Below are 19,996 nucleotides of genomic sequence, written 5' to 3'. Positions count from 1 at the left end.
CGGCCGGTGGCTATGGGTCCCTGCGTTCGCAGGGACGACGGCGATTGTTACGATTCCGTATCCGCCGACAGCACCGTGATCTCCGGCCATAGCGCCTTCCAGCGCGCCGCCTTCGCTTCGTAATTTGCCGCCGAAAAATTCGGCCCCGGATTGGGCCGCACGATCAGTGCGGCGACATCGTCGTAGCCATTCGGCGCGTACACCTCGTATCCCCCGCGCGCGCGCCGAATTCCGATCTGCGTATTCTTGGTCAGGAAGCGATCGATGCCTTGCGTCGAACAGCGCAAGTCCGGGTAGGGCAGGCCATGCTTTTCGGGGTACCAGAGATGAACGCGCGCCTGGTTGCGTGCCTCGACCGCGATGCCGCGGCTTGCAAACCGCTCCGCCAGCGTGCGGATGACCTTGTCCTCCGCTTCCCACGACGTATCGGGATCGAAGTAGAACACGTCGTAATCATTGATGCCGTAATCGACCGCGCGCTTGGTCAGCACGTTCCACACCGTTTGCACCAGGCATCCGGAGACCAGCCACGCGTCAGGGAGTGCCAGCCGGAACAGCTCTTCGGCAATGATCGCGTTGGCGGGATTTTGCAAGGCGGCGGTGAGGAATTGGTCGCGGTCCATCGTACTGCCGTAGGGTGGGGCAAAGCGGCTTGTCCGCCGTAGCTCAACGAGCGAAGGCGGAAGCGTGCCCACCATTTCTCTTACGATCGTGGAAAGACGGTGGGCACGGCTCAAGCGCGCCTTTGCCCACCCTACAAAGTCGTATCGAACGCCTTCACCGCCTTCTTCGATGCCAGCGTGCGCCAGTGTCGCCGCAACAGCGGCTCGACGATGGCGCGCTTGGCTTTCGAGAGGCGGATCAGCACCATCGGATAATCGCGGTAGTGATCGGTGAAGTAAAACAGCTTCGGCTGGCTTTCCACCAGCATCTCGCGTTCGTCTTGCGGCACGCCCGGCACCACCAGGCTGTCGCCGTCTTCCCTCAGCCGGGCCAGCATCTTCTTGCGCACCTTCAGGGCCGGCGTGCCGTAGGAGGTGCCGTCTTCGACCTCAGGCCAGGCCAGGGCAAATTTTCGTAACTCGTCGAAGGTCATGTGGTCGCGCGCCCGACGAAGAACGTAGCTCGGATGGAGCGAAGCGCAATCCGGGGAAACTGCGCCCGCCGGCGAAACCTGTCCCGGATTTCGCTTCGCTCCATCCGGGCTACGTCCTCAATGCACGGACGTAAAAAAACGCGCCAGCCGAAAACCCGACAGCCACGTCCACATCGGTTGGCTGCGCATGCCGAGATCCCACGAGCCGACCACGGCGTCAGCGCGGCCGATCAGATTGTCGATCGGCAATAGGCCCACGCCGCCGTCGCGCACCGCGACGCGGCTGTCGGCGGAATTGTCCCTGTTGTCGCCGAGCACGAACAGTTGGCCCGGCGGCACCGTCACCTCGGGCGTGTTGTCGAGCCTTCCATTGTCGCGCATCTTGAAGATCGCGTGGCTGACGCCGTTCGGCAGCGTCTCGACGAAGCGATAGGCGCGCTCGGTGTTGCCGCGATCGTCTTCGGCTTCACCCAAGCCGTCCGGCTTCAACTCAGCCGCATGGTCGTTGATGAAGAGCTGGCCCTGCCGCATCTGGATGCGGTCGCCCGGCAACCCCACCACGCGCTTGACCCAGGCCTGCGAACGGTCGCCGGGCCAGCGGAACACGACGACATCGCCGCGCTTGGGCGTATCGCCGAACAGGCGGCCGGTTTCCGGCAGCGTGATCTGGATCGGCAGCGATGCCGCGCCGTAGCCGTAGGGAAATTTCGACGCCACCAGCGCGTCGCCGATCAGAAGCGTCGGCTCCATCGAGCCGGACGGAACATAAAAGGGCTCGGCAATTGCGCCCTTGGCAATGAACACGACGGCCACGATCGCAGCCAGCTGCACGGCCTGCGCGCGCCAGCTCACAGGCTTGGCGGTCGAGCCTTCCTTCTGGTCATCAGCCAGCTTCTCCTCGCTCATGCGCCGGTTCCTCCGACCGTGATCTTTTCCATCCGCAGCGTCGGCTGGCCGACGCCGACAGGCACGCCCTGGCCGTTCTTGCCGCAGGTGCCGATGCCGGTATCGAGCGCGAGATCGTTGCCGACCATGGTGATGCGATGCAGGTCGGTCGGCCCGTTGCCGATCAGCATTGCGCCCTTCAAGGGCGCGCCGAGCTTGCCGTTCTCGATTTTGTAGGCCTCGGTGCACTGGAACACATATTTGCCGGAGGTGATGTCGACCTGGCCGCCGCCGAAATTCGCGGCATAGATGCCGTTCTTCACCGACGCCAAAATTTCCGCCGGGTCGCGTTGCCCCGCCAGCATGTAGGTGTTGGTCATGCGCGGCATCGGCACATGGGCATAGCTCTGCCGACGACCGTTGCCGGTCGGCTTCATGTTCATCAGCCGCGCGTTCTGGCGGTCCTGCATGTAGCCGACCAAAATGCCGTCCTCGATCAGCACGGTGCGGTTGGTCGGCGTGCCCTCGTCGTCAATGGAGAGGGAACCGCGCCGCGAGGCCATGGTGCCGTCGTCTACCACCGTGACGCCCTTGGCCGCGACCTGCTTGCCCATCAACCCTGCGAAGGCCGAAGTCTGCTTGCGGTTGAAGTCGCCTTCGAGGCCATGACCGACAGCTTCATGCAGCATCACGCCCGGCCAGCCGGCGCCCAGCACCACGTCCATTTCGCCGGCAGGCGCGGGGACCGATTCCAGATTGACCAGCGCCTCACGGATCGCGCCGTCGGCGGCCTCGCGCCACGCCTTGGTCTCGATGAAGCGCGCATAGCCCTCGCGGCCGCCATAGCCCTTGCTGCCGCTCTCCTGCCGGTCGCCCTGGCCGGCGACCACGGAAATATTGACGCGAACCAGCGGGCGGATGTCGCGATAGCTCTCGCCGTCGGGCCGCAAAATTTCCACCACCTGCCAGGTGGCGCCCAGGCTGATCGAAGCCTGCCGCACCCGCGGATCCTTGTCGCGCACATAGGCGTCGATTTCGGCCAGCAGCTTCACCTTGGCCTCAAAGCCCGGCGCATCCAGCGGATTGTCGTCGCCATAGAGCCGCACATTGGTATGCGCGGGAGCGGCGGCAAAATTGCCGCTGTAGCCGCCGCGCACGGCCGCCACCGCATCCGCCGCACGGATCAGCGCGGGCAGAGAGACGTCGGAGGAATGCGCATAGCCAACCGCGTCGTCCTTCACCGCGCGCAGGCCAAACCCCTGGCTGGTGTCGTAGGTCGCCTGCTTCAGCCGGCCGTTGTCGAAGCCCAGCGCTTCGGTCTGGCCATATTCCAGAAACAGCTCGCCATCGTCGGCGCCCTGAAGGCACCGTGTGATCTCGCGGCGGACGGCATCGCGGTCGAGATTGGCGCGGTCGAGAAGGGAGGTCGTGGCGGGATTGGTCATGCAAACTCCGATGCAGCGCAAATGCTTCGTCGTCCCTGCGAACGCAGGGACCCATAACCACAGGCCCCGGTATTGTAAGCGCAGACCAATGGCGAGCTCATCTTACAACACGGTAACCTGTGGTTATTGGTCCCGGCTCGCGCTCCGGGACGACGATGATTCGAAAGATAGTCATGACCGCCGCGAAAGGGGAGGCCCCTCACGGCAGCTTGTCATCCCCTTTGCCGGCAGCGTCCGCGCCGGGCTCCAGCCTGGCGTGAGCATTGGCCCAGCGGAACAGTTCGTCGAACACCGGCTGCAGCGCCCGGGCCGCTGGGGTCATCTCGTATTCCACCCGCGGCGGCACTTCGGGAAATACCGTGCGCTTCACCAGGCCCTCGCTTTCGAGGTCGCGGAGCTGGGTCGTCAGCATATGCTGGGTCACGTCGGGGATGGCGCGCCGCAATTGGCCGAACCGCTGCTTGCCGTCGACAAGCTGCCAGAGGATTTCGCCCTTCCACTTGCCTGAGAGCAGACGAAGCGCCCGCTGCAACTGCGCTCTGACCCGTTCGGAGGGGCATTCCTGCTCCTCAGCCTCGTTAGTCTGCTTTTCCATACTACCCCAGAAAAATCATCCTACTTGTCAATTTCATCTTAGTCCCGAATTTTGGGTTTGACAGCCCCTCAGGGGGCTCCGCCGGCGGATGGCACTGCTGTCCGTCGCCGCTTTCACCATTTCGGGAGCTTTCTCGATGTCTACGATTGTTGCACCTACCAGACCGTACTGGAGCTCTGTCGCCCTGTGGGTCGTCAGGGATTGCTTGTGCTCGCCTTTGTGGCGGCCGGCGGGGCGAAGCTCTATGGCGTTCCCATGCTGGTCGAGGAGTTCCAGCATATCGGGCTCGGGCAGTGGTTTCGCTATGTCACCGGCGGTCTCGAAATCATCGGCGCAATCCTGCTGCTCTTGCCGCAGAAGGCTGTGCTTGGAGCGCTGCTGCTGATCTGCATCATGGTGGGCGCGGTGATTACCCATTTATTCGTCATCGGTGGTTCGCCGGTGCCTGCCATTGTTCTGCTGGCGTTGAACGCTGTGGTTGCCTATGCGGAGCGTGGCCAGATCGCATTGCTTGCCGAGACTTCGTGAGGTGGCCGCGATGCGTTTTTCTCGCCGCGAGTTGACGATTACCGTGGGGCTGATCCTGGCCTTCGTGCTGCCGCTGACCGTGACCCTGTTGCTGACAGGATCCGGAGCGGCGACCTCAAAACCGCAGGCGAAGCCCGCTTTGCCCCCGATGCATCGGCTGGTGCTGCCGATCAACACCGATGACCCCACCACGATGAGGGCGCTGATCTCGACGTCGCTCAACCTTCCGAAATATTATCAGGAGCGCAACGAAGCGTTCACGATCGAAGTCGTCGCCTACAACGCCGGCGTTCACATGCTCCGCGCCGACACTTCACCGGTAAAGGACATGCTGCGCGTACTACGGGCGGTCAATTCGAACATCCGTTTTGTGGTCTGCGAGGCGACCAAGCTTGGCATGGAGCGCCAGGAGGGGCGTCCGATCACGCTGATCGATAACGTCGATCTCGTGCCGAGCGGGCCCGGGCGTATCATTGAATTGCAGGAAGCCGGCTGGTCCTACATCCGGTCGTGACAAATAGCGTTTTCGAGCGAAGTGGATACCCGGTTCGCGTGAAGAAAACGCGTCAAACAAGAATGCACAGTGGAGCATCCGATATGACGTCGCATCGCAGGCCGAGCCGCCGCACCGTCGTTGCCGGCATGATGGGCGCGACCGTCTCGCTCGCTCTGCCGGCACGCGCAGGAGCCGGCGGGCCGCCGCCATTCGCAACGGTCAGGCATCAGTTCACGGAGGTTCGCGGCGCGCGCCCGGTCCCGGTGCTGCCGATCCCGCGCCTCGGCAAAGGTACGCTCGATCTGACGTCCTTGCGCGGCAAGGTGGTGTTCGTCAATTTCTGGGCGACCTGGTGCCCGGCCTGCCGCACTGAACTGCCGATACTGGATCGGCTCGCGGGAAACGGCCGCGCCGACCTTGCGGTCGTCGCAATCACGACCGATCGCGATCGGTCTCTGGTGGCGCCCTTCGTCAAGAAATTGAACCTTCGCCACCTCACGATCGGCTTCGATCCCGGCGGACTGGTGGCGCGTGCCGGTGCCGGCGCAAGCGACAGCGTCGACACGCCGTTCGCGCTTTACGGCATGCCGATTTCCTTCCTGCTCGGCGTCACCGGGCAAGTCGAAGGCTACCTCACCGGTGAAGCGGACTGGCTCTCGGAGGAGGCGGGCCGATTGTTCGATTACTATGCCAGCGCCGGCCGCGGCTAACTAAGACGATCCGGCTTTGAGGCCAGCTCCGGGCGGCTTACGGCAGCTTGTCATACCCCTCGCCGAGCCCGTTCAGGCTGAGCGGAAAGCCGATGCCCTCTTCGGGCGTCTCAAAGATAATAAAAGTCGCCGTCTTGGCGGTCCTGAGCTGTCCGAGCAGCTTCTCGTCCATCACCACTTCAGCCACGCAGCCATTGGGCAGGCAGCGGACAAAGCCGGCGCGGCCGACGTCCTGGTTGTCGAGCTTCAGGCCGAGCCCGGAGGGAAGCAGGACGCCGAGCGGCGCCACCACCCGCATCAGCTTGCTCTTCTGGTCGGCCGTCTTGAGCACGATCACGGTGAGGCCGGCGTTGGAGCGGTCCTCGGCTACCACGCTCTGGATCAGGGCGCATTGTTCGCCCTGCGCGCCCGGCGGGGTGTCGCAACGGATCTGCCAGTCGCCATGGACCGAGCGCACCGCGCCTTGCGCGCTGGCCGCCTGGGTCAGGCCGAGCAGGAGCGCTATGGCGAGCAGGCCACCGAGCCAGCGGGCCGGTTCCAGGCCAAATCCCGTCCGACGCATTCCCGACTGATGTTTCGAACGCCCCATCGGGGTCCATCCTCTTCGCGATTTCCGGCACAGGCCGGCAGCATACATTGTAATTGGACTTACCCGGACTGATACGCAATGACGGCGCCTTAAAGGCGGCCCGAGAGCCAATCCACGCCGCGAGGAATGTCCGAACCCCGCGCGAATCAGGTCGGTCGGGAGCGCCGCGACTGTGCCTACATCCGGCAACCGGGCTGTCAAGCGGCGTAGCCTTGCAAAACGGCGGGATTTTGCTGATTTGTCGGGAAAATCCGCCATCCGCCGAATAGCAGGTGACGCATGGCGTTGCGCCCCACTACTGCATTGCGAGAGCCTTAGAATTATGGTTTGAGAGGCTGGATTTCGACGCGTTCTAACGATCTGGCCCAAGGTACCCTGGCAATACCGTTGCAGGTACTTTTGAAGGTGTACTTCCAAAAGTACCTCCGGTAGGCCGTTTGTGAGGGCGGATCGTGCGGCATTCCCGGCCATTCGGCGGGAGTGCTTTGGGGACTTATTCAAGGGAGCGCGAGCGGCATGAAGATGTCGAGTGGCCAGATGGGCCGTCGGTTGCTGGGGTTAGCGGTGGCGGGCATGACGCTCGTTTCCGGCGGGATGGCTTTGGCGGCGCAGCCGCAGCCGTGGGAAATGACGCTGCAGCCAGCCGCCTCTCCGGTGATGGAAAACATCATCAGCTTCCATAACCTGCTGCTGGTGATCATCACGCTGATCACCCTGTTCGTGCTGGCGCTTTTGGTCATCGTGGTGGTGAAGTTCAACGCCAAGGCCAATCCGATCCCCTCCAGGACCACCCACCACACGCTGATCGAGGTGGCCTGGACGCTGATCCCGGTGCTGATCTTGGTCGCCATCGCGGTGCCGTCGTTCCGCCTGCTGTTCCAGCAGCTCGACATTCCCAAGGCCGACCTGACCGTCAAGGCCACCGGCAAGCAGTGGTACTGGAGCTATTCCTATCCCGATAACGGCAAGTTCGAATTCGATTCGCTGATGGCGAAGGAAAAGCAGCCGCGCCTGCTCGGCGTCGACAACGAGATGGTGGTGCCGGTCAACAAGGTGATCCGCGTCCAGACCACCGGCGCCGACGTGATCCACGCCTTCGCCGTGCCGGCGTTCGGCATCAAGATCGACTCGATCCCCGGTCGCCTGAACGAGACCTGGTTCAAGGCGACCAAAGTCGGCATGTATTACGGCCAGTGCTCCGAACTGTGCGGCAAGGACCACGCCTTCATGCCGATCGCGGTGCGGGTCGTGGAAGACCAGGAGTTCGCGGCCTGGGTTGAGGCGGCGAAGAAGAAATTTGCGACCAACCCGGCGAACACGTTCGCTTCGGCTGGTGGTCAGGCCGCGCAGTAAGGCGCGGCCAGGGGACAAGCAGGGACAAGGGCGATGGGACCTGAAAAGGTCCGAAAAGGGACTGCAAGGCAGGATTTCAAAATGGCAACGACCGCAGCGACACACCACGATCACGCCCATGATGACCACGCGCATGCCAATCCGACCGGATGGCGGCGCTGGGTCTATTCGACGAACCATAAGGACATCGGCACGATGTACCTTATCTTCGCGATCTTCGCGGGCATCATCGGTGCGGCGATGTCGGTCGCGATCCGCATCGAGCTGATGTATCCCGGCGTCCAGTTCTTCCACGAATCCCACACCTACAATGTGTTCGTGACCTCGCACGGCCTGATCATGATCTTCTTCATGGTGATGCCGGCGATGATCGGCGGCTTCGGCAACTGGTTCGTGCCGCTGATGATCGGCGCGCCGGACATGGCGTTCCCGCGCATGAACAACATCTCGTTCTGGCTGCTGCCGGCCTCCTTTGCGCTGCTGTTGATGTCGACCTTCGTCGAGGGTGAGCCGGGCGCCAACGGCGTCGGCGCGGGCTGGACCATCTACGCGCCGTTGTCGACCTCGGGCCATCCGGGACCGGCGGTGGACTTCGCGATCCTGTCGCTGCATCTGGCCGGCGCCTCGTCGATTCTCGGCGCCATCAACTTCATCACCACGATCTTCAATATGCGCGCGCCGGGCATGACCCTGCACAAGATGCCGCTGTTCGTCTGGTCGATCCTGGTGACCGTGTTCCTGCTGCTGCTGTCGCTGCCGGTGCTCGCCGGCGCCATCACCATGCTGCTCACCGACCGTAACTTCGGCACCACCTTCTTCTCCGCCGACGGCGGTGGCGACCCGCTGCTGTTCCAGCATCTGTTCTGGTTCTTCGGCCACCCCGAAGTGTACATCCTGATCCTGCCCGCGTTCGGCATGATCAGCCAGATCGTCTCCACCTTCTCGAAGAAGCCCGTGTTCGGTTATCTCGGCATGGCCTACGCCATGGTCGCCATCGGCGGCATCGGCTTCGTGGTGTGGGCGCACCACATGTACACGGTCGGCATGTCCAGCGCGACGCAGGCCTATTTCGTCGCCGCCACCATGGTGATCGCGGTGCCGACCGGCGTGAAGATCTTCTCCTGGATCGCCACGATGTGGGGCGGTTCGATCGAGTTCAAGACGCCGATGCTGTGGGCGATTGGCTTCATCTTCCTGTTCACGCTCGGTGGCGTCACCGGCGTCGTGCTGGCCAATGCCGGCGTCGACCGTGTGCTGCAGGAAACCTACTACGTGGTCGCGCACTTCCACTACGTGCTGTCGCTCGGTGCCGTGTTCGGCATCTTCGCCGGCTGGTACTACTGGTTCCCGAAAATGTCGGGTTACATGTACTCGGAATTCATCGGCAAGCTGCACTTCTGGGTCACCTTCATCGGCGTGAACCTGGTGTTCTTCCCGCAGCACTTCCTCGGCCTCTCCGGCATGCCGCGCCGCTATGTCGACTATCCGGACGCGTTCGCGGGCTGGAACATGATCTCGTCGTACGGCTCCTACATCTCGGGCTTCGGCGTGCTGATCTTCATCTACGGCGTGGTCGACGCCTTCGCGAAGAAGCGGGTGGCCGAGGCCAATCCGTGGGGCGCGGGCGCCACCACGCTGGAATGGACGCTGACGTCGCCGCCGCCCTTCCACCAGTTCGAAGTGCTGCCGCGCGTTCAGTAGAGCAAACCGCGGCGCGCTCTTTAAAAAAAGCGCGTCGCACTCTTTTAGGGAAAACGAGTCCATCGTGTCGGTTGTCGATCACCACACCATCGAGCTTGGCCCCCGGATTTCCGAGGCTGAGGTCGGCGACTACATCGCGCTGCTGAAGCCGCGGGTGATGTCGCTGGTGATCTTCACTGCGCTCGTCGGTCTCGTCATCGCGCCGGGCCACGTCCACCCGATCCTGGCGTTCACCTCGATCCTCTGCATTGCAGTTGGCGCCGGCGCCTCGGGCGCGCTGAACATGGCGCTGGAAGGCGACATCGACGCTCTGATGTCGCGCACCGCCAACCGGCCGATCCCGCGCGGGCGCATCACCCCCTCGGAGGCGATGGCGTTCGGCCTGACGCTGGCGTTCTTCTCGGTGATAACGCTCGGCGTCCTCGTCAACTGGCTGGCCGGCGGACTGCTGGCGTTCACGATCTTCTTCTATGTGGTGATCTACACCATGTGGCTGAAGCGCTGGACCGCACAGAACATCGTGATCGGCGGCGCCGCCGGCGCGCTACCGCCCGTCGTGGCATGGGCCGCGGCCACCGGCTCGCTGTCGATGGAGCCGGTGCTGCTGTTCCTCATCATCTTCTTCTGGACCCCGCCGCATTTCTGGGCGCTGGCGCTGTTCCGCTCCGACGATTACGCCCGCGCCGGCGTGCCGATGCTGCCCGTGGTCGCCGGACCCGATGCGACGCGGCTGCAGATACTGCTCTACACGATCGTGCTGGTCGCGGTCGCTCTCTCGCCCTGGCCGCTCGGCTATTTCGACGCGGTCTATGGCGTGACCTCGCTGGTGCTCGGCGCCGGCATGATGTGGCTTGCGATCGGCGTCTATCGCCACCGCGAGGGCAAGGAAGCAGTGCGCGCGACGCGCCGGCTGTTTGCCTTCTCGATCCTGTATCTGTTCGCGCTGTTTGCGACCCTGCTGCTCGAAGTGGTCGTACGCGCCGTCATACCTTTTATCGGGTAGGGGGCGAATGGCGAAGGCATGGACGACAAGCAGAAGCCAGATGGAATCGTCCTCACCGAGGCACAGAAAAGAAGCCGCCGTCACCGCTCGATCGCCATTGCGCTCGCGCTCGGTGTGCTGGTCGTGCTGTTTTTCGCGGTCACCATGGTCAAGGGGCCGGCCGTTCTCGTCCGGCCCATGTAATCTTGGAATGTGATTGAGATGGAAAACCAGCCGCAGGCGCACGAGGGAACGGCGGGAGGCGACAGAACAGCTTCGCGCCGTACCCTGACGCGCGATGCGGTGGTGGCCTCGATCTGCGGCTTCGTCGTGGTGTTCATGGTCGGCGCGTCCTATGCCGCCGTGCCCTTCTACAACTGGTTCTGCCGCGCCACCGGCTTCAACGGCACCACCCAGGTCGCGACCTCTGCGCCGTCTGACGCGCCGTTGGCGCGCAAGATCGCAGTGCGGTTCGACGCCAATGTCGGCCCCGGTCTGCCGTGGAAGTTCGAGCCCGAGCAGAACGAGATCGAAGTCCGGATCGGCGAAGTCGTCACCGTGTTCTATACCGTGACCAACCAGGCCGCACGCGCTACCGCAGGCATTGCGGCGTACAACGTCGCGCCGCTGACGGTCGGCGCTTATTTCCAGAAGATCAACTGCTTCTGCTTCAACGAACAGATCATGGGTCCGGGCGAGAAGCGCGAGATGCCCGTAGTGTTCTATGTCGATCCGGCGCTGGCGAAAGACAGCGAGAACGACGGACTGAAAACCATCACGCTGTCCTACACCTTCTATCCCGTGCGCGATCCGGCGCCGAAGCCGGTGGCGGCCGGTGAAGGCGACAAGCGCAAGGGAAACCTGTGACCGCCGGATTCCGTATCTAACGGGATTTCGGCTTTGAAATTTGAGACGAATATGTGCCGAAGGGAACGGCACACCTAACGGAGAGACCGCAATGGCTACGGCGCACGCGAAGCACCACGACTACCACCTCGTCGATCCGAGCCCGTGGCCGGTCGTCGGCTCGATCTCGGCCTTCATTATGGCCGTCGGCGCGATCGCCTGGATGCACAAGATGTTCGCTGGTGCACCGGTCGTTTTCGGCATCGGCACCATCGGCGTGCTCTACACCATGGCGAGCTGGTGGGGCGATGTGATCCGCGAAGCCCAGTACAAGGGCGACCACACGCGCGTGGTGCAGATCAGCCACCGCTACGGCATGATCCTGTTCATCGCCTCCGAGGTGATGTTCTTCGTCGCCTGGTTCTGGGCCTTCTTCAATTCCGCGCTGTTCCCCGCCGACGCCGTTCATGCCACGCGTGATGCCATATTCGGCTGCGGTCCGGGCACGGCGATGGGCGCCTGCAGCGTGCCGGGCACTTGGCCGCCGAAGGGCATCGAGACCTTCGACCCCTGGCATCTTCCGCTGCTCAACACGCTGATCCTCTTGACCTCGGGCACGACTGTCACCTGGGCGCATCACGCGCTGCTCGAGGACGACCGTCAGGGCCTGAAATACGGCCTGATCCTCACCGTGCTGCTCGGGGCCGCCTTCACCGCCGTGCAGGCCTATGAATACGCCCACGCCACGTTCGGCTTCTCCGGCAACATCTACGGCGCGACCTTCTTCATGGCGACCGGCTTCCATGGCTTCCATGTGCTGGTCGGCACTGTGTTCCTGGTGGTGTGCCTGTTGCGCGCCTATGCCGGCCACTTCACGTCGAAGCAGCATCTCGGCTTCGAATTCGCCGCCTGGTACTGGCACTTCGTCGACGTGGTGTGGCTGTTCCTGTTCATCTGCATCTATGTCTGGTTCCGCGGCGCGGGGCCGGTGGCCGGCCACTGATACAGGGTTGGCGTGCTACAAGGGGGCGGTCGGAAGGACCGCCCTTTTTTCTTCTTCCCTTCTCCCCTTGTGGGAGAAGGTGCCTTCGCGAAGCGAAGGCGGATGAGGGGTCTGTCTCCACGGAGAGAACCCCTCACCCGTCGCCTCACTTCGTGAGGCGCCACCCTAAGAGCGAGCTTCGCTCGTCTCGACCCCACCAGGGGAGAGGGGCAGGAAAAAGTCATGGATAACGCGGCAATCACCGTCACCCAGAGCGCGCTACGCGGCATCGCCTGCCGCTGCCCGCGTTGCGGCAAGGGCAAGCTCTATGCGGGCTTCCTCAACCTGCGCCCGAATTGCGAAGCGTGCGGGCTCGACTACGCCTTCATCGATGCCGGCGACGGGCCTGCGATCTTCATCATCATGCTGGCGGGCGCCATCGTCGTCACCGCGGCCCTGATTGTCGAAATCAAGTATCAGCCGCCGTTCTGGCTGCATGCGGCGCTCTGGCTGCCGCTGATCATAGCTACCACGCTGTTGCCGCTGCGCTCGATGAAGTCGCTTCTGATCGCGCTGCAGTTCCATCACAAGGCGGCGCCCGGCCGGCTGATCGACCGCGAGCCGAAATGACCAGCCTCCCGTCGTCGCGGCGGCCGGCGGTTGCCGGTTTCGCCATCTTCACGCTTCTGATGGTGGCGGCCTTCACTGGCCTCGGGATCTGGCAATTGCAGCGCCGGGTCGAGAAGCATGCGCTGATCGCGATGCTGAACGAGCGGCTCGCCGCCGCGCCCGAGGCGCTGCCGGCGCGAGCGCACTGGAATACGCTGACGCCGGCCAAAGACGAGTTCCGCCGCGTCAGCTTCACCGCGACCTACGCGCCGGTGCCGGATGCGATGGTCTACAGCTCCGGCTCCGCGGTTCGCGACGACGTCTCCGGCCCCGGCACCTGGGCGTTCCTGCCGGCGCAACTCGCCGACGGCAACACCGTCGTGGTCAATTCCGGATTCGTCCAGAACACGATGCAGGATCGCAACCAGCAGGATCGCGCCGTGGGCCGCCTGATCACCGGTGATCCTGTGATGTTCACCGGCTACATCCGGTTTCCCGAAAGCGCGGGAACGCTGACGCCGCCGGAGAGCATGGCAAAGCGGCTCTGGTTCACCCGCGATCATCTCGCGATGGCGCGCGCGCTGGGCTGGGGCGAGCGCAACAAGGCCGTCGCGCCGTTCTATGTCGATCTGGAAACGCCGGCGCCCGAGAGCGGCATTCCAAAACCCGGCCCGCTTTCGGTGCGTCTCAAGGACGATCACCTGCAATACGCCATCACCTGGTTCACGTTGGCGTTTGCCGTCGTCATTGCGTTTGGCGTGTGGTGGCGCGGACAACGCCGCGCATGAGGCGCTATCCCCGTATTCACCCGGACTAGCTTGTCCGAACCTTTGCTCCGCACAATCGTTTTGGTTTCACGGTGCGTTCCGGACAATAGGCCGTTCAGTGTCCATTCACGACGATCGTCATACTCCGTCACCCGCGTCAGCGCCCGAAGCAAGATATGGCGACGTGGATGGGATCGCGAACTCGGCGGATGATTTCGATCAGATAGCCTTGGTGGTCGATTGGCTGGACGCCTGCCGGAATCGCGACCTGGCGACATTGCTCGACCTCTATGCCGACGACGCGACGCTCGAATGCCGCTGCGGCCGGGTCAAGGTCAGCGAAGGGCGCGCCGAACTCGAATCCTATTGGAGGCCGCGTCTCGGTGTGCTCGCTCCCACCGCCTTCGAGCTGGAGGAAATCACGCCGACCGCCGAGGGCGTCGTGCTCGATTATCTGAGCCACGAAGGCAAGCCGGTCCGCATCGCGTTCACCTTTTCGCGCGACGCCAAGATCCAGCGCACCGCTTGCGCCCCCGCAGGGCCGGCGTTGCGTCAGGAGGTTGCCGGCGTCGCGGATCGAGTTGGCTGACCACTACAGCGTTTTCGAGCGAAGTGGATGCCGGTTCGCGTAAAGAAAACGCGTCAAAATAAAATCTAGAACATGATCGGTTCTGATCCAATCAGAACCGATCATGTTCTAGCCTGGTTTCGCGCCTCGCTCATGTGCGGCGGATTCTCCCGCGGGAAGCCGGCAACGCACGCAGGTGCGGCCTTCCTCGCGCAGCAGCTCAAGCGTCCCGCTCAGCGCGCGAGCGCGCTCCAGCATTCCCGTCAATCCCCGGCCGAACATCCGATCCGCCGGAAAGCCTATGCCGTCGTCGGATACTTCCACGATCACCTCGCGGTCGTTGATCCCTGCCGCGACGTGCATCGCGTTCGCCTTGGCATGGCGAAGCACGTTTGTCACCGCCTCCTGGATCACGCGATAGACTGTCTGCGACAGCAAGCCGTCGACGTCGTTCAGCGTCGTGTCGATCTGCGACGTCACTTTGAGATCGCCCGCCTGTGCCTTCACGTTCTGCAGCAGCGTCTGGATGCTCCTCTCCAGGCCGAGCTCCTGAATGTAGAGCGGCCGCAGCCGGTCGAGGATGCGGCGGTTCGCCTGCTGCAATGTTTCGACCGACTGCAGGATGCCTTCGGCGGCGCTACTCAACTCCGCCTCGTCGGGGGGAATCGATTCGAGCAGCGCCACCGTGTTGGCGCGGATCCCGAACAGCAGCGGCCCGAGCTCGTCATGAAGCTCGCGCGCCATATCCTGCCGCTCGTCGTCCTGCAGCGACACGATCCGGCGCAGCAGGCTGCGGTTGTCCTGGCTGAGGCGATTGAGGGTGCGGGCGAGTTCGTTGGCTTCCTGCGCGCTCTTGCGGATCTCGGGCGGGCCGGCGCCAGGAATCGGCTGCCCGTAATCGCCGGTTCGCATTCGGGTCAGGCCGTCGCCCAGACTCTGCAGCGGTCGCAATGCGGAACGCGCGGCGAAATGGGCAATGGCCGCCGTCAACAGCATCAGGGTAATTCCGGAGCAGACGATCGCCAGAAACCCGATCCACTTCTCGTAGATGTCGGCGGCCATGTCGGGCGCAAATACGATGTCGCCGACCTGCTTTCCCTCGATCATCACGGGGAAGGCTGCTTTGAATTCCGGTATGCCGAGGAGGCGGACGAACCAGTCAGGCACCGTTCCCAAGGGGGTCTGGACCTCGGGAGGTTGAACATCGAGGCCGGTCCCGAGGGCCCGAAACCGGATGGTTGCGGAGTCTCCCAGTGGTTGCAAGAACGCATCGAGGGTTGCTTGCGGATTGGTGGAGGTTCGAAGCGCGCCGTTGAGCGCAGCCGCAACCGCTCTGGCCGAGCGAGCAGCCGGTTCGGTTTCTTCCATAAGTTGCGCCGTGGCAAAGATCTGGAGCGAGACGCCTCCAGCCAGCAGAGCGGCCACGAACATCAGGCCGAGCGGCAGCAACAACCGCGTTCGTAGAGAAAGTCTTTCCCACATTTTGGTTATAATAGTTCCCGCAACCCAAGATTTCGCTTTTCAAATGGCGCCAACCGCCTATTTATTCCCGAAGGGGATTAAATGATGCAAAATTCTTCCAGAACGGCAACCAAGGTCCTGATCGTCGACGACCACCCGGTGGTGCTATCGGGTTGCCGGTCGCTGTTCGCGTCGGACAGCTCTGTGAAGATCGACGAGGCCACCGACGCAAAATCCGGCCACCGTGCGTACGTTACCAAGAAACCCGACGTCACGGTGATCGATATCAAGCTTCCGGATGTCTCCGGTTTCGAACTGATGCGGCGTATCCGCAAGGACGATCCGGACGCCAGGATCATCATGTTCAGCATGAATGACGATCCGGCGTTCGTGGTTCGCGCCATTGAGATGGGCGCGCAGGGTTATGTCTCGAAGGGTGACGATCCAAGGATGCTGGTAAAGGCCGTCCGCAAGGTGGCTGCGGGAGACAATTTCATTTCGCCGCAACTGGCGGAGGCGGTGACCTTTTCAGGCGCGTCGATCAAGGCCAATCCGGCGTCGCAAATGACCGCGCGCGAGCTGGAAATCCTGCGGCTGCTCGGCCGCGGCGACAAGATCGTCGAGGTCGCCGATGCGCTTGAGATTTCCTACAAGACGGTGGCCAACACCACCTCGCTGCTCAAGCAGAAGCTCGGCGCCAAGAATCATTCGGACCTGATCCGGATCGCGGTGGAGATGGGGCTCGGCTGAGCGACGGCTGAATCAATCACTCTAATCGCCGAACCGGCCGCGCCTCGACGGCGCGACCGTTCGTATCGCTGCCTTTCGCGTCTCGTCCGGGCAATGGGAATGACGAACGCGAATGGAGCGAAAGCCTTACCAGCGGCGATGATGGTGATGGTGGCGATGCTTGTGGTGACCGCGTCCCCTGTACCACCCATAATGGTGTCCGCGTCCCCGGTGCTTGTGCCCGTGGCCGTGGCCGCGCCCATGCTTGACCTCGACCACTCCACCATCCGGCGCGGCCATCGGGGCGATGCCCAGCCTGGCGGAAGCGGATATGGTCATTGCCAGCAGCGCAAGACCAATCAGGGCGATACGTCTCATACAGTGTCCTCCCGTTCGCGTGATTGCGACGTCAGTCACAAGTTTCCCGCGCAACGTTTTGTTCCGGCGCGCCTGATGTAAATAACAAAGCGGTATTCGAGCCGCGTTTCCCGTTCATTCCCGGATAAGATTCGCCGCGCGACCGCGGGCCTCAGCACATTCGCAGCGGCCCGCGCGAGCGACGTCATTAGCGAGCGTTATGGTCATTGGCGGGAAAATTTGGCAATATGCGCCTCGCTGGTCGATCGCAGGAGCGGTGAATGGCGGACCCGGATATCGTGGAGATCGCCTGCGCCCGGGCGTGGAGCGTTTACCGCCTGATCAACAGCGATATCGCCGGGAATGACGCACTGCGAGATAAGCTGAAGGATTTCATCCGCATGCGCTGGGAGGCGGGCGACAACGAGACGGAGTTTTTGGCGGTCGAAGGTCTCAAATATCTCAAGCAACTGGACGGGTCCCGGACCGGCTAGGCGTTCGCCGCTGGTGAGGATTAAGTCGGGAAAAAACGGAAATTTTGCCGCAAGCCCGCCTTTTTCGTTTGCCGCGCTCAGCCCCGGTAACGCAGCGCCGCGACCAGCACGGCAAAGGCCGGGGTTAGCTGGCGGCGGCTCGGGTAATAGAGGTGGTAGCCCGAAAACGGCGCGCACCAGTCGGCCAGCACCCGGATCAGGCGGCCGTCGGCGAGGTGAGCCTGCACCTGGTCCTCGGGCAGATAGGCCAGGCCAAGCCCGGCCAGCACCGCGTTCATTCGCAGCGTGATGTTGTTGAACACCAACTGGCCGTCGACCCGGACCCTCAGCGCGCGTCCGCGCTTCTCGAACTCCCAGGCGTAGATCCCGCCATAGGTCGGCAACCGGATATTGATGCAGTTATGGGCCACGAGATCCTGCGGCTTGGCAGGCTTGGGGTGAACAGCGAAATAGGCGGGCGTGCCGACCACCGCCATGCGAAAATCCGGTCCGATGCGCACCGCGATCATGTCCTTTGCCACCTGCTCGCCGAGACGAACGCCGGCGTCGAAGCGCTCCGCGACGATGTCGGTGAAGCCGTAGTCGATGTTCACCTCCACCTTGATGTCGGGATACCTCGGCAGCAATGTTGCCAAAGCAGGCCAGAGGATCGTTGCGGCCGAATGTTCGGCTGCGGTGATGCGGACGGTGCCGGCCGGCTTGTCGCGCAGCTCGGTCAGCGCGGAAAGCTCGGCGTCGATCTCTTCCAGCTTCGGGGCCACCGTCCGCAGCAGGCGCTCGCCTGCCTCCGTCGGCGCGACGCTGCGGGTGGTGCGGGTCAACAGCCGCAGGCCGAGCCGCTCCTCCAGGGCGCGGATCGTATGGCTGAGCGCGGATTGTGAAACATCGAGCTGCGCCGCCGCCCGGGTGAAGCTTCTCTCCCGCGCGACCACCAGGAACGCGAGGAGATCGTTGATGTTCTGGCGCGCCATTCATGAATCCATTTCATAAGTGCAAGCTGATTGTACCACCTAATCCGGGCCCCGTGCAGCAATTAGCTTGTTAGAGGCCGGCAAGCGCGGTCCTCCGGACGCTCTTTCAAACGTGAACGCCGGCGAGGAACAGCCGAAACGCAGCGCAGTTACAGGATGCTTGATGCGGACGCCGACCCGGTTGCGCCGAACATCAGCGAATGACAGCAAGATAGGGAACACGACATGCAAGGTCCGAGCGACTTCGAACTATCGCGCCGGAAAATATTGCTGGGAACCGCTGCATCGGTGGCTTTCGGTGTAGCGCCCCGGATAGCCGATGCGCAAACACCGGCGGTTCCTGTGCAGGCCGGCGCCGCCCCCGCCATCTCAATGTCGAAAGTTTCCTTCAGCGTGAATGGCAAGCCGCGCGAAATTGCGCTCGACACGCGGACGACGCTGCTCGATGCGCTGCGCGAGCATCTGCATCTCACCGGCTCCAAAAAGGGTTGCGATCACGGCCAATGCGGCGCGTGCACGGTTATCGTTGGGGGGCGGCGGATCAATTCCTGCCTGACCCTGGCGGTCATGCATGAGGGCGACGAGATCAAGACGATCGAGGGGCTGGGTACGCCTGAAAACCTGCACCCGATGCAGGCCGCATTCGTGAAACATGACGGCTATCAATGCGGCTATTGCACGCCCGGGCAGATCTGCTCGGCGGTTGCCGTGCTGGACGAGATCAAGGCCGGCATTCCGAGCCATGTCAGCGCCGACCTGAACGCGCCGGCGCAACTGACCAATGCCGAGCTCCGTGAACGCATGAGCGGCAACATCTGCCGGTGCGGCGCCTATTCCAACATCGCCGAGGCGATCACAGAAGTTGCCGGGAGACAGGCATGAAGTCATTCACCTACGAGCGCGCCCGCAACCCCGCGGAGGCGGCCGCCTCCGTCCTGCGCAAGCCGGACGCCAAGTTCATTGCCGGCGGCACCAATCTGCTCGACCTGATGAAGCTCGAGATCGAGACGCCGGCCCATCTGATCGACGTCAACGGCCTCGCGCTCGACAAGATCGAGCCGACGGCGGAGGGCGGATTGCGGATCGGCGCGCTGGTGCGCAACACCGATCTTGCCGCCGATAGCCGCGTGCGGCGCGACTATGCCGTGCTGTCGCGCGCGCTGCTGGCGGGCGCCTCCGGCCAGTTGCGCAACAAGGCGACGACGGCGGGCAATCTGCTGCAGCGGACGCGCTGTCCTTACTTCTATGACACCAACCAACCCTGCAACAAACGCCGGCCCGGCAGCGGCTGTGCGGCGATCGGCGGATTCAGCCGCCAGCATGCCGTGGTGGGCGGAAGCGAAGCCTGCATCGCCACCCATCCGAGCGACATGGCGGTGGGGATGCGCGCGCTCGATGCGACGGTGGAAACCGTGCGGCCGGACGGCGCGACACGAGCGATCCCGATCGCCGAGTTTCACCATCTGCCGGGCAGCACGCCACATGTCGAGACGGCGCTTTCGCCAGGCGAGTTGATCACGGCGGTGACACTGCCAAAACCCGTTGGCGGCACGCATATCTACCGCAAGGTGCGCGATCGCGCTTCCTACGCCTTCGCGCTGGTCTCGGTCGCGGCGATCGTGCAGCGCGATGGCACCGGGCGCGTCGCGCTCGGCGGCGTCGCCCACAAGCCGTGGCGCATCGAGTCGGCCGATTCGCAATTGCCGCGTGGCGCCAAGGCGGTGATGGCGGAACTGCTGTCCGGCGCCAGGCCGACACGCGAGAACGCATTCAAGCTGTCGCTGGCCGAGCGCACGCTCGGCGCGGTGCTGACCGAAGCGAAGGGCTGACAC

Annotated in this window: 25 protein-coding genes; 16 read left to right on the top strand and 9 right to left on the bottom strand. The window is 63.5% G+C overall.

Annotated elements, in window-relative coordinates; genetic code table 11:
• Positions 1-47 precede the first annotated feature (47 nt).
• The 5 genes from KIP88_RS31430 to KIP88_RS31410 form a co-directional block, all read right to left on the bottom strand.
• Positions 48-623 carry a nucleotidyltransferase family protein gene (locus KIP88_RS31430; protein WP_214492032.1) on the bottom strand — a complete coding sequence of 192 codons (576 nt, stop codon included), beginning with the start codon at positions 621-623 and terminating at the stop codon, positions 48-50.
• 131 nt (positions 624-754) lie between these two features.
• On the bottom strand, positions 755-1,096 hold the full coding sequence (locus KIP88_RS31425) for an MmcQ/YjbR family DNA-binding protein (protein ID WP_214492031.1): 342 nt from the start codon (positions 1,094-1,096) through the stop codon (positions 755-757).
• A 117-nt stretch (positions 1,097-1,213) separates the two neighbouring features.
• The gene (gene lepB, locus KIP88_RS31420) at positions 1,214-2,002 is read right to left on the bottom strand and encodes a signal peptidase I (RefSeq protein WP_214492030.1); all 789 of its coding nucleotides are present in this window, start codon (positions 2,000-2,002) and stop codon (positions 1,214-1,216) included.
• A complete protein-coding gene (gene tldD, locus KIP88_RS31415) occupies positions 1,999-3,426 on the bottom strand; it encodes a metalloprotease TldD (RefSeq protein WP_214492029.1) in 1,428 nt (475 codons plus the stop codon). The genes lepB and tldD overlap by 4 nt, the downstream gene beginning before the upstream one ends.
• A 199-nt stretch (positions 3,427-3,625) precedes the next feature.
• A complete protein-coding gene (locus tag KIP88_RS31410; RefSeq protein ID WP_214492028.1) occupies positions 3,626-4,021 on the bottom strand; it encodes a helix-turn-helix domain-containing protein in 396 nt (131 codons plus the stop codon).
• A gap of 207 nt (positions 4,022-4,228) precedes the next feature.
• On the opposite strand from KIP88_RS31410, the gene KIP88_RS31405 reads away from it, so the two are divergent.
• The 3 genes from KIP88_RS31405 (at position 4,229) to KIP88_RS31395 (ending at position 5,755) form a co-directional block, all read left to right on the top strand.
• Positions 4,229-4,549 (top strand): DoxX family protein, encoded by a 321-nt coding sequence (locus tag KIP88_RS31405; protein WP_308163683.1) that lies wholly within the window; start codon positions 4,229-4,231, stop codon positions 4,547-4,549.
• Between the two features lie 10 nt (positions 4,550-4,559).
• On the top strand, positions 4,560-5,063 hold the full coding sequence (locus KIP88_RS31400; protein ID WP_214492027.1) for a DsrE family protein: 504 nt from the start codon (positions 4,560-4,562) through the stop codon (positions 5,061-5,063).
• 83 nt (positions 5,064-5,146) lie between these two features.
• Positions 5,147-5,755, top strand: a complete 609-nt coding sequence (locus KIP88_RS31395; protein WP_249791148.1) for a TlpA disulfide reductase family protein — start codon at positions 5,147-5,149, stop codon at positions 5,753-5,755.
• A gap of 37 nt (positions 5,756-5,792) precedes the next feature.
• On the opposite strand, the gene KIP88_RS31390 is transcribed toward KIP88_RS31395, so the two are convergent.
• Positions 5,793-6,344, bottom strand: a complete 552-nt coding sequence (locus tag KIP88_RS31390; protein WP_374226532.1) for an invasion associated locus B family protein — start codon at positions 6,342-6,344, stop codon at positions 5,793-5,795.
• Between the two features lie 516 nt (positions 6,345-6,860).
• On the opposite strand from KIP88_RS31390, the gene coxB reads away from it, so the two are divergent.
• From coxB to KIP88_RS31345, 9 genes are all read left to right on the top strand, one after another.
• Positions 6,861-7,697, top strand: coding sequence for a cytochrome c oxidase subunit II (gene coxB, locus KIP88_RS31385; protein ID WP_214492025.1), 837 nt, complete (start codon positions 6,861-6,863; stop codon positions 7,695-7,697).
• 81 nt (positions 7,698-7,778) lie between these two features.
• A complete protein-coding gene (ctaD, locus tag KIP88_RS31380; protein WP_214492024.1) occupies positions 7,779-9,398 on the top strand; it encodes a cytochrome c oxidase subunit I in 1,620 nt (539 codons plus the stop codon).
• A gap of 64 nt (positions 9,399-9,462) precedes the next feature.
• Positions 9,463-10,401, top strand: coding sequence for a heme o synthase (locus tag KIP88_RS31375; RefSeq protein ID WP_214492023.1), 939 nt, complete (start codon positions 9,463-9,465; stop codon positions 10,399-10,401).
• Positions 10,402-10,419: 18 nt separating this feature from the next.
• Positions 10,420-10,584 (top strand): CoxF protein, encoded by a 165-nt coding sequence (locus KIP88_RS31370; RefSeq protein ID WP_214492022.1) that lies wholly within the window; start codon positions 10,420-10,422, stop codon positions 10,582-10,584.
• An 18-nt stretch (positions 10,585-10,602) separates the two neighbouring features.
• Entirely contained in the window at positions 10,603-11,247 is a 645-nt protein-coding gene (locus KIP88_RS31365; protein WP_214492021.1) for a cytochrome c oxidase assembly protein, read from the top strand.
• Between the two features lie 91 nt (positions 11,248-11,338).
• Entirely contained in the window at positions 11,339-12,229 is an 891-nt protein-coding gene (locus KIP88_RS31360; protein ID WP_214492020.1) for a cytochrome c oxidase subunit 3, read from the top strand.
• Between the two features lie 222 nt (positions 12,230-12,451).
• Complete coding sequence (locus KIP88_RS31355; protein WP_214492019.1) at positions 12,452-12,838, top strand: DUF983 domain-containing protein; 387 nt, start codon at positions 12,452-12,454, stop codon at positions 12,836-12,838.
• Positions 12,835-13,605 (top strand): SURF1 family protein, encoded by a 771-nt coding sequence (locus tag KIP88_RS31350; RefSeq protein WP_214492018.1) that lies wholly within the window; start codon positions 12,835-12,837, stop codon positions 13,603-13,605. The genes KIP88_RS31355 and KIP88_RS31350 overlap by 4 nt, the downstream gene beginning before the upstream one ends.
• 163 nt (positions 13,606-13,768) lie before the next feature.
• Positions 13,769-14,173, top strand: a complete 405-nt coding sequence (locus KIP88_RS31345) for a nuclear transport factor 2 family protein (RefSeq protein ID WP_308163682.1) — start codon at positions 13,769-13,771, stop codon at positions 14,171-14,173.
• A 108-nt stretch (positions 14,174-14,281) separates the two neighbouring features.
• Here the strand turns inward: KIP88_RS31345 and KIP88_RS31340 are convergent, their stop codons facing one another.
• Positions 14,282-15,634 carry a histidine kinase gene (locus KIP88_RS31340; protein ID WP_214492017.1) on the bottom strand — a complete coding sequence of 451 codons (1,353 nt, stop codon included), beginning with the start codon at positions 15,632-15,634 and terminating at the stop codon, positions 14,282-14,284.
• An 84-nt stretch (positions 15,635-15,718) separates the two neighbouring features.
• Between KIP88_RS31340 and KIP88_RS31335 the strand changes: the two genes are divergently transcribed.
• Entirely contained in the window at positions 15,719-16,363 is a 645-nt protein-coding gene (locus KIP88_RS31335; protein ID WP_214492016.1) for a response regulator transcription factor, read from the top strand.
• Positions 16,364-16,489: 126 nt separating this feature from the next.
• On the opposite strand, the gene KIP88_RS31330 is transcribed toward KIP88_RS31335, so the two are convergent.
• A complete protein-coding gene (locus tag KIP88_RS31330; protein WP_214492015.1) occupies positions 16,490-16,720 on the bottom strand; it encodes a hypothetical protein in 231 nt (76 codons plus the stop codon).
• Between the two features lie 260 nt (positions 16,721-16,980).
• Here KIP88_RS31330 and KIP88_RS31325 point away from each other — a divergent pair, with 260 nt between their 5' ends.
• On the top strand, positions 16,981-17,193 hold the full coding sequence (locus KIP88_RS31325) for a hypothetical protein (protein ID WP_214492014.1): 213 nt from the start codon (positions 16,981-16,983) through the stop codon (positions 17,191-17,193).
• Positions 17,194-17,270: 77 nt separating this feature from the next.
• Here KIP88_RS31325 and KIP88_RS31320 read toward each other — a convergent pair whose 3' ends face one another.
• Positions 17,271-18,164, bottom strand: coding sequence for a LysR family transcriptional regulator (locus KIP88_RS31320; RefSeq protein WP_214492013.1), 894 nt, complete (start codon positions 18,162-18,164; stop codon positions 17,271-17,273).
• Positions 18,165-18,389: 225 nt separating this feature from the next.
• Between KIP88_RS31320 and paoA the strand changes: the two genes are divergently transcribed.
• Entirely contained in the window at positions 18,390-19,046 is a 657-nt protein-coding gene (gene paoA / locus KIP88_RS31315; RefSeq protein ID WP_214492012.1) for an aldehyde dehydrogenase iron-sulfur subunit PaoA, read from the top strand.
• Positions 19,043-19,993 (top strand): xanthine dehydrogenase family protein subunit M, encoded by a 951-nt coding sequence (locus KIP88_RS31310; RefSeq protein ID WP_214492011.1) that lies wholly within the window; start codon positions 19,043-19,045, stop codon positions 19,991-19,993. Before paoA ends, KIP88_RS31310 begins: the two co-directional genes overlap by 4 nt.
• Positions 19,994-19,996 lie beyond the last annotated feature (3 nt).

This window comes from Bradyrhizobium sp. SRL28, assembly GCF_018596315.1.
In the GTDB taxonomy this organism is placed as follows: domain Bacteria; phylum Pseudomonadota; class Alphaproteobacteria; order Rhizobiales; family Xanthobacteraceae; genus Bradyrhizobium.
The sequence above is the reverse complement of the archived record's forward strand: the minus strand, read 5'-3'. Positions and strand labels throughout refer to the sequence as shown.

Bases quoted from the DNA above. Each gene is read 5' to 3' on its own strand.
- KIP88_RS31430 (WP_214492032.1), bottom strand. From the start codon at position 623: ATGGACCGCGACCAATTCCTCACCGCCGCCTTGCAAAATCCCGCCAAC.
- KIP88_RS31425 (WP_214492031.1), bottom strand. From the start codon at position 1,096: ATGACCTTCGACGAGTTACGAAAATTTGCCCTGGCCTGGCCTGAGGTC.
- lepB (WP_214492030.1), bottom strand. From the start codon at position 2,002: ATGAGCGAGGAGAAGCTGGCTGATGACCAGAAGGAAGGCTCGACCGCC.
- tldD (WP_214492029.1), bottom strand. From the start codon at position 3,426: ATGACCAATCCCGCCACGACCTCCCTTCTCGACCGCGCCAATCTCGAC.
- KIP88_RS31410 (WP_214492028.1), bottom strand. From the start codon at position 4,021: ATGGAAAAGCAGACTAACGAGGCTGAGGAGCAGGAATGCCCCTCCGAA.
- KIP88_RS31400 (WP_214492027.1), top strand. From the start codon at position 4,560: ATGCGTTTTTCTCGCCGCGAGTTGACGATTACCGTGGGGCTGATCCTG.
- KIP88_RS31395 (WP_249791148.1), top strand. From the start codon at position 5,147: ATGACGTCGCATCGCAGGCCGAGCCGCCGCACCGTCGTTGCCGGCATG.
- KIP88_RS31390 (WP_374226532.1), bottom strand. From the start codon at position 6,344: ATGGGGCGTTCGAAACATCAGTCGGGAATGCGTCGGACGGGATTTGGC.
- coxB (WP_214492025.1), top strand. From the start codon at position 6,861: ATGAAGATGTCGAGTGGCCAGATGGGCCGTCGGTTGCTGGGGTTAGCG.
- ctaD (WP_214492024.1), top strand. From the start codon at position 7,779: ATGGCAACGACCGCAGCGACACACCACGATCACGCCCATGATGACCAC.
- KIP88_RS31370 (WP_214492022.1), top strand. From the start codon at position 10,420: ATGGACGACAAGCAGAAGCCAGATGGAATCGTCCTCACCGAGGCACAG.
- KIP88_RS31365 (WP_214492021.1), top strand. From the start codon at position 10,603: ATGGAAAACCAGCCGCAGGCGCACGAGGGAACGGCGGGAGGCGACAGA.
- KIP88_RS31360 (WP_214492020.1), top strand. From the start codon at position 11,339: ATGGCTACGGCGCACGCGAAGCACCACGACTACCACCTCGTCGATCCG.
- KIP88_RS31355 (WP_214492019.1), top strand. From the start codon at position 12,452: ATGGATAACGCGGCAATCACCGTCACCCAGAGCGCGCTACGCGGCATC.
- KIP88_RS31350 (WP_214492018.1), top strand. From the start codon at position 12,835: ATGACCAGCCTCCCGTCGTCGCGGCGGCCGGCGGTTGCCGGTTTCGCC.
- KIP88_RS31340 (WP_214492017.1), bottom strand. From the start codon at position 15,634: ATGTGGGAAAGACTTTCTCTACGAACGCGGTTGTTGCTGCCGCTCGGC.
- KIP88_RS31335 (WP_214492016.1), top strand. From the start codon at position 15,719: ATGCAAAATTCTTCCAGAACGGCAACCAAGGTCCTGATCGTCGACGAC.
- KIP88_RS31330 (WP_214492015.1), bottom strand. From the start codon at position 16,720: ATGAGACGTATCGCCCTGATTGGTCTTGCGCTGCTGGCAATGACCATA.
- KIP88_RS31325 (WP_214492014.1), top strand. From the start codon at position 16,981: ATGGCGGACCCGGATATCGTGGAGATCGCCTGCGCCCGGGCGTGGAGC.
- KIP88_RS31320 (WP_214492013.1), bottom strand. From the start codon at position 18,164: ATGGCGCGCCAGAACATCAACGATCTCCTCGCGTTCCTGGTGGTCGCG.
- paoA (WP_214492012.1), top strand. From the start codon at position 18,390: ATGCAAGGTCCGAGCGACTTCGAACTATCGCGCCGGAAAATATTGCTG.
- KIP88_RS31310 (WP_214492011.1), top strand. From the start codon at position 19,043: ATGAAGTCATTCACCTACGAGCGCGCCCGCAACCCCGCGGAGGCGGCC.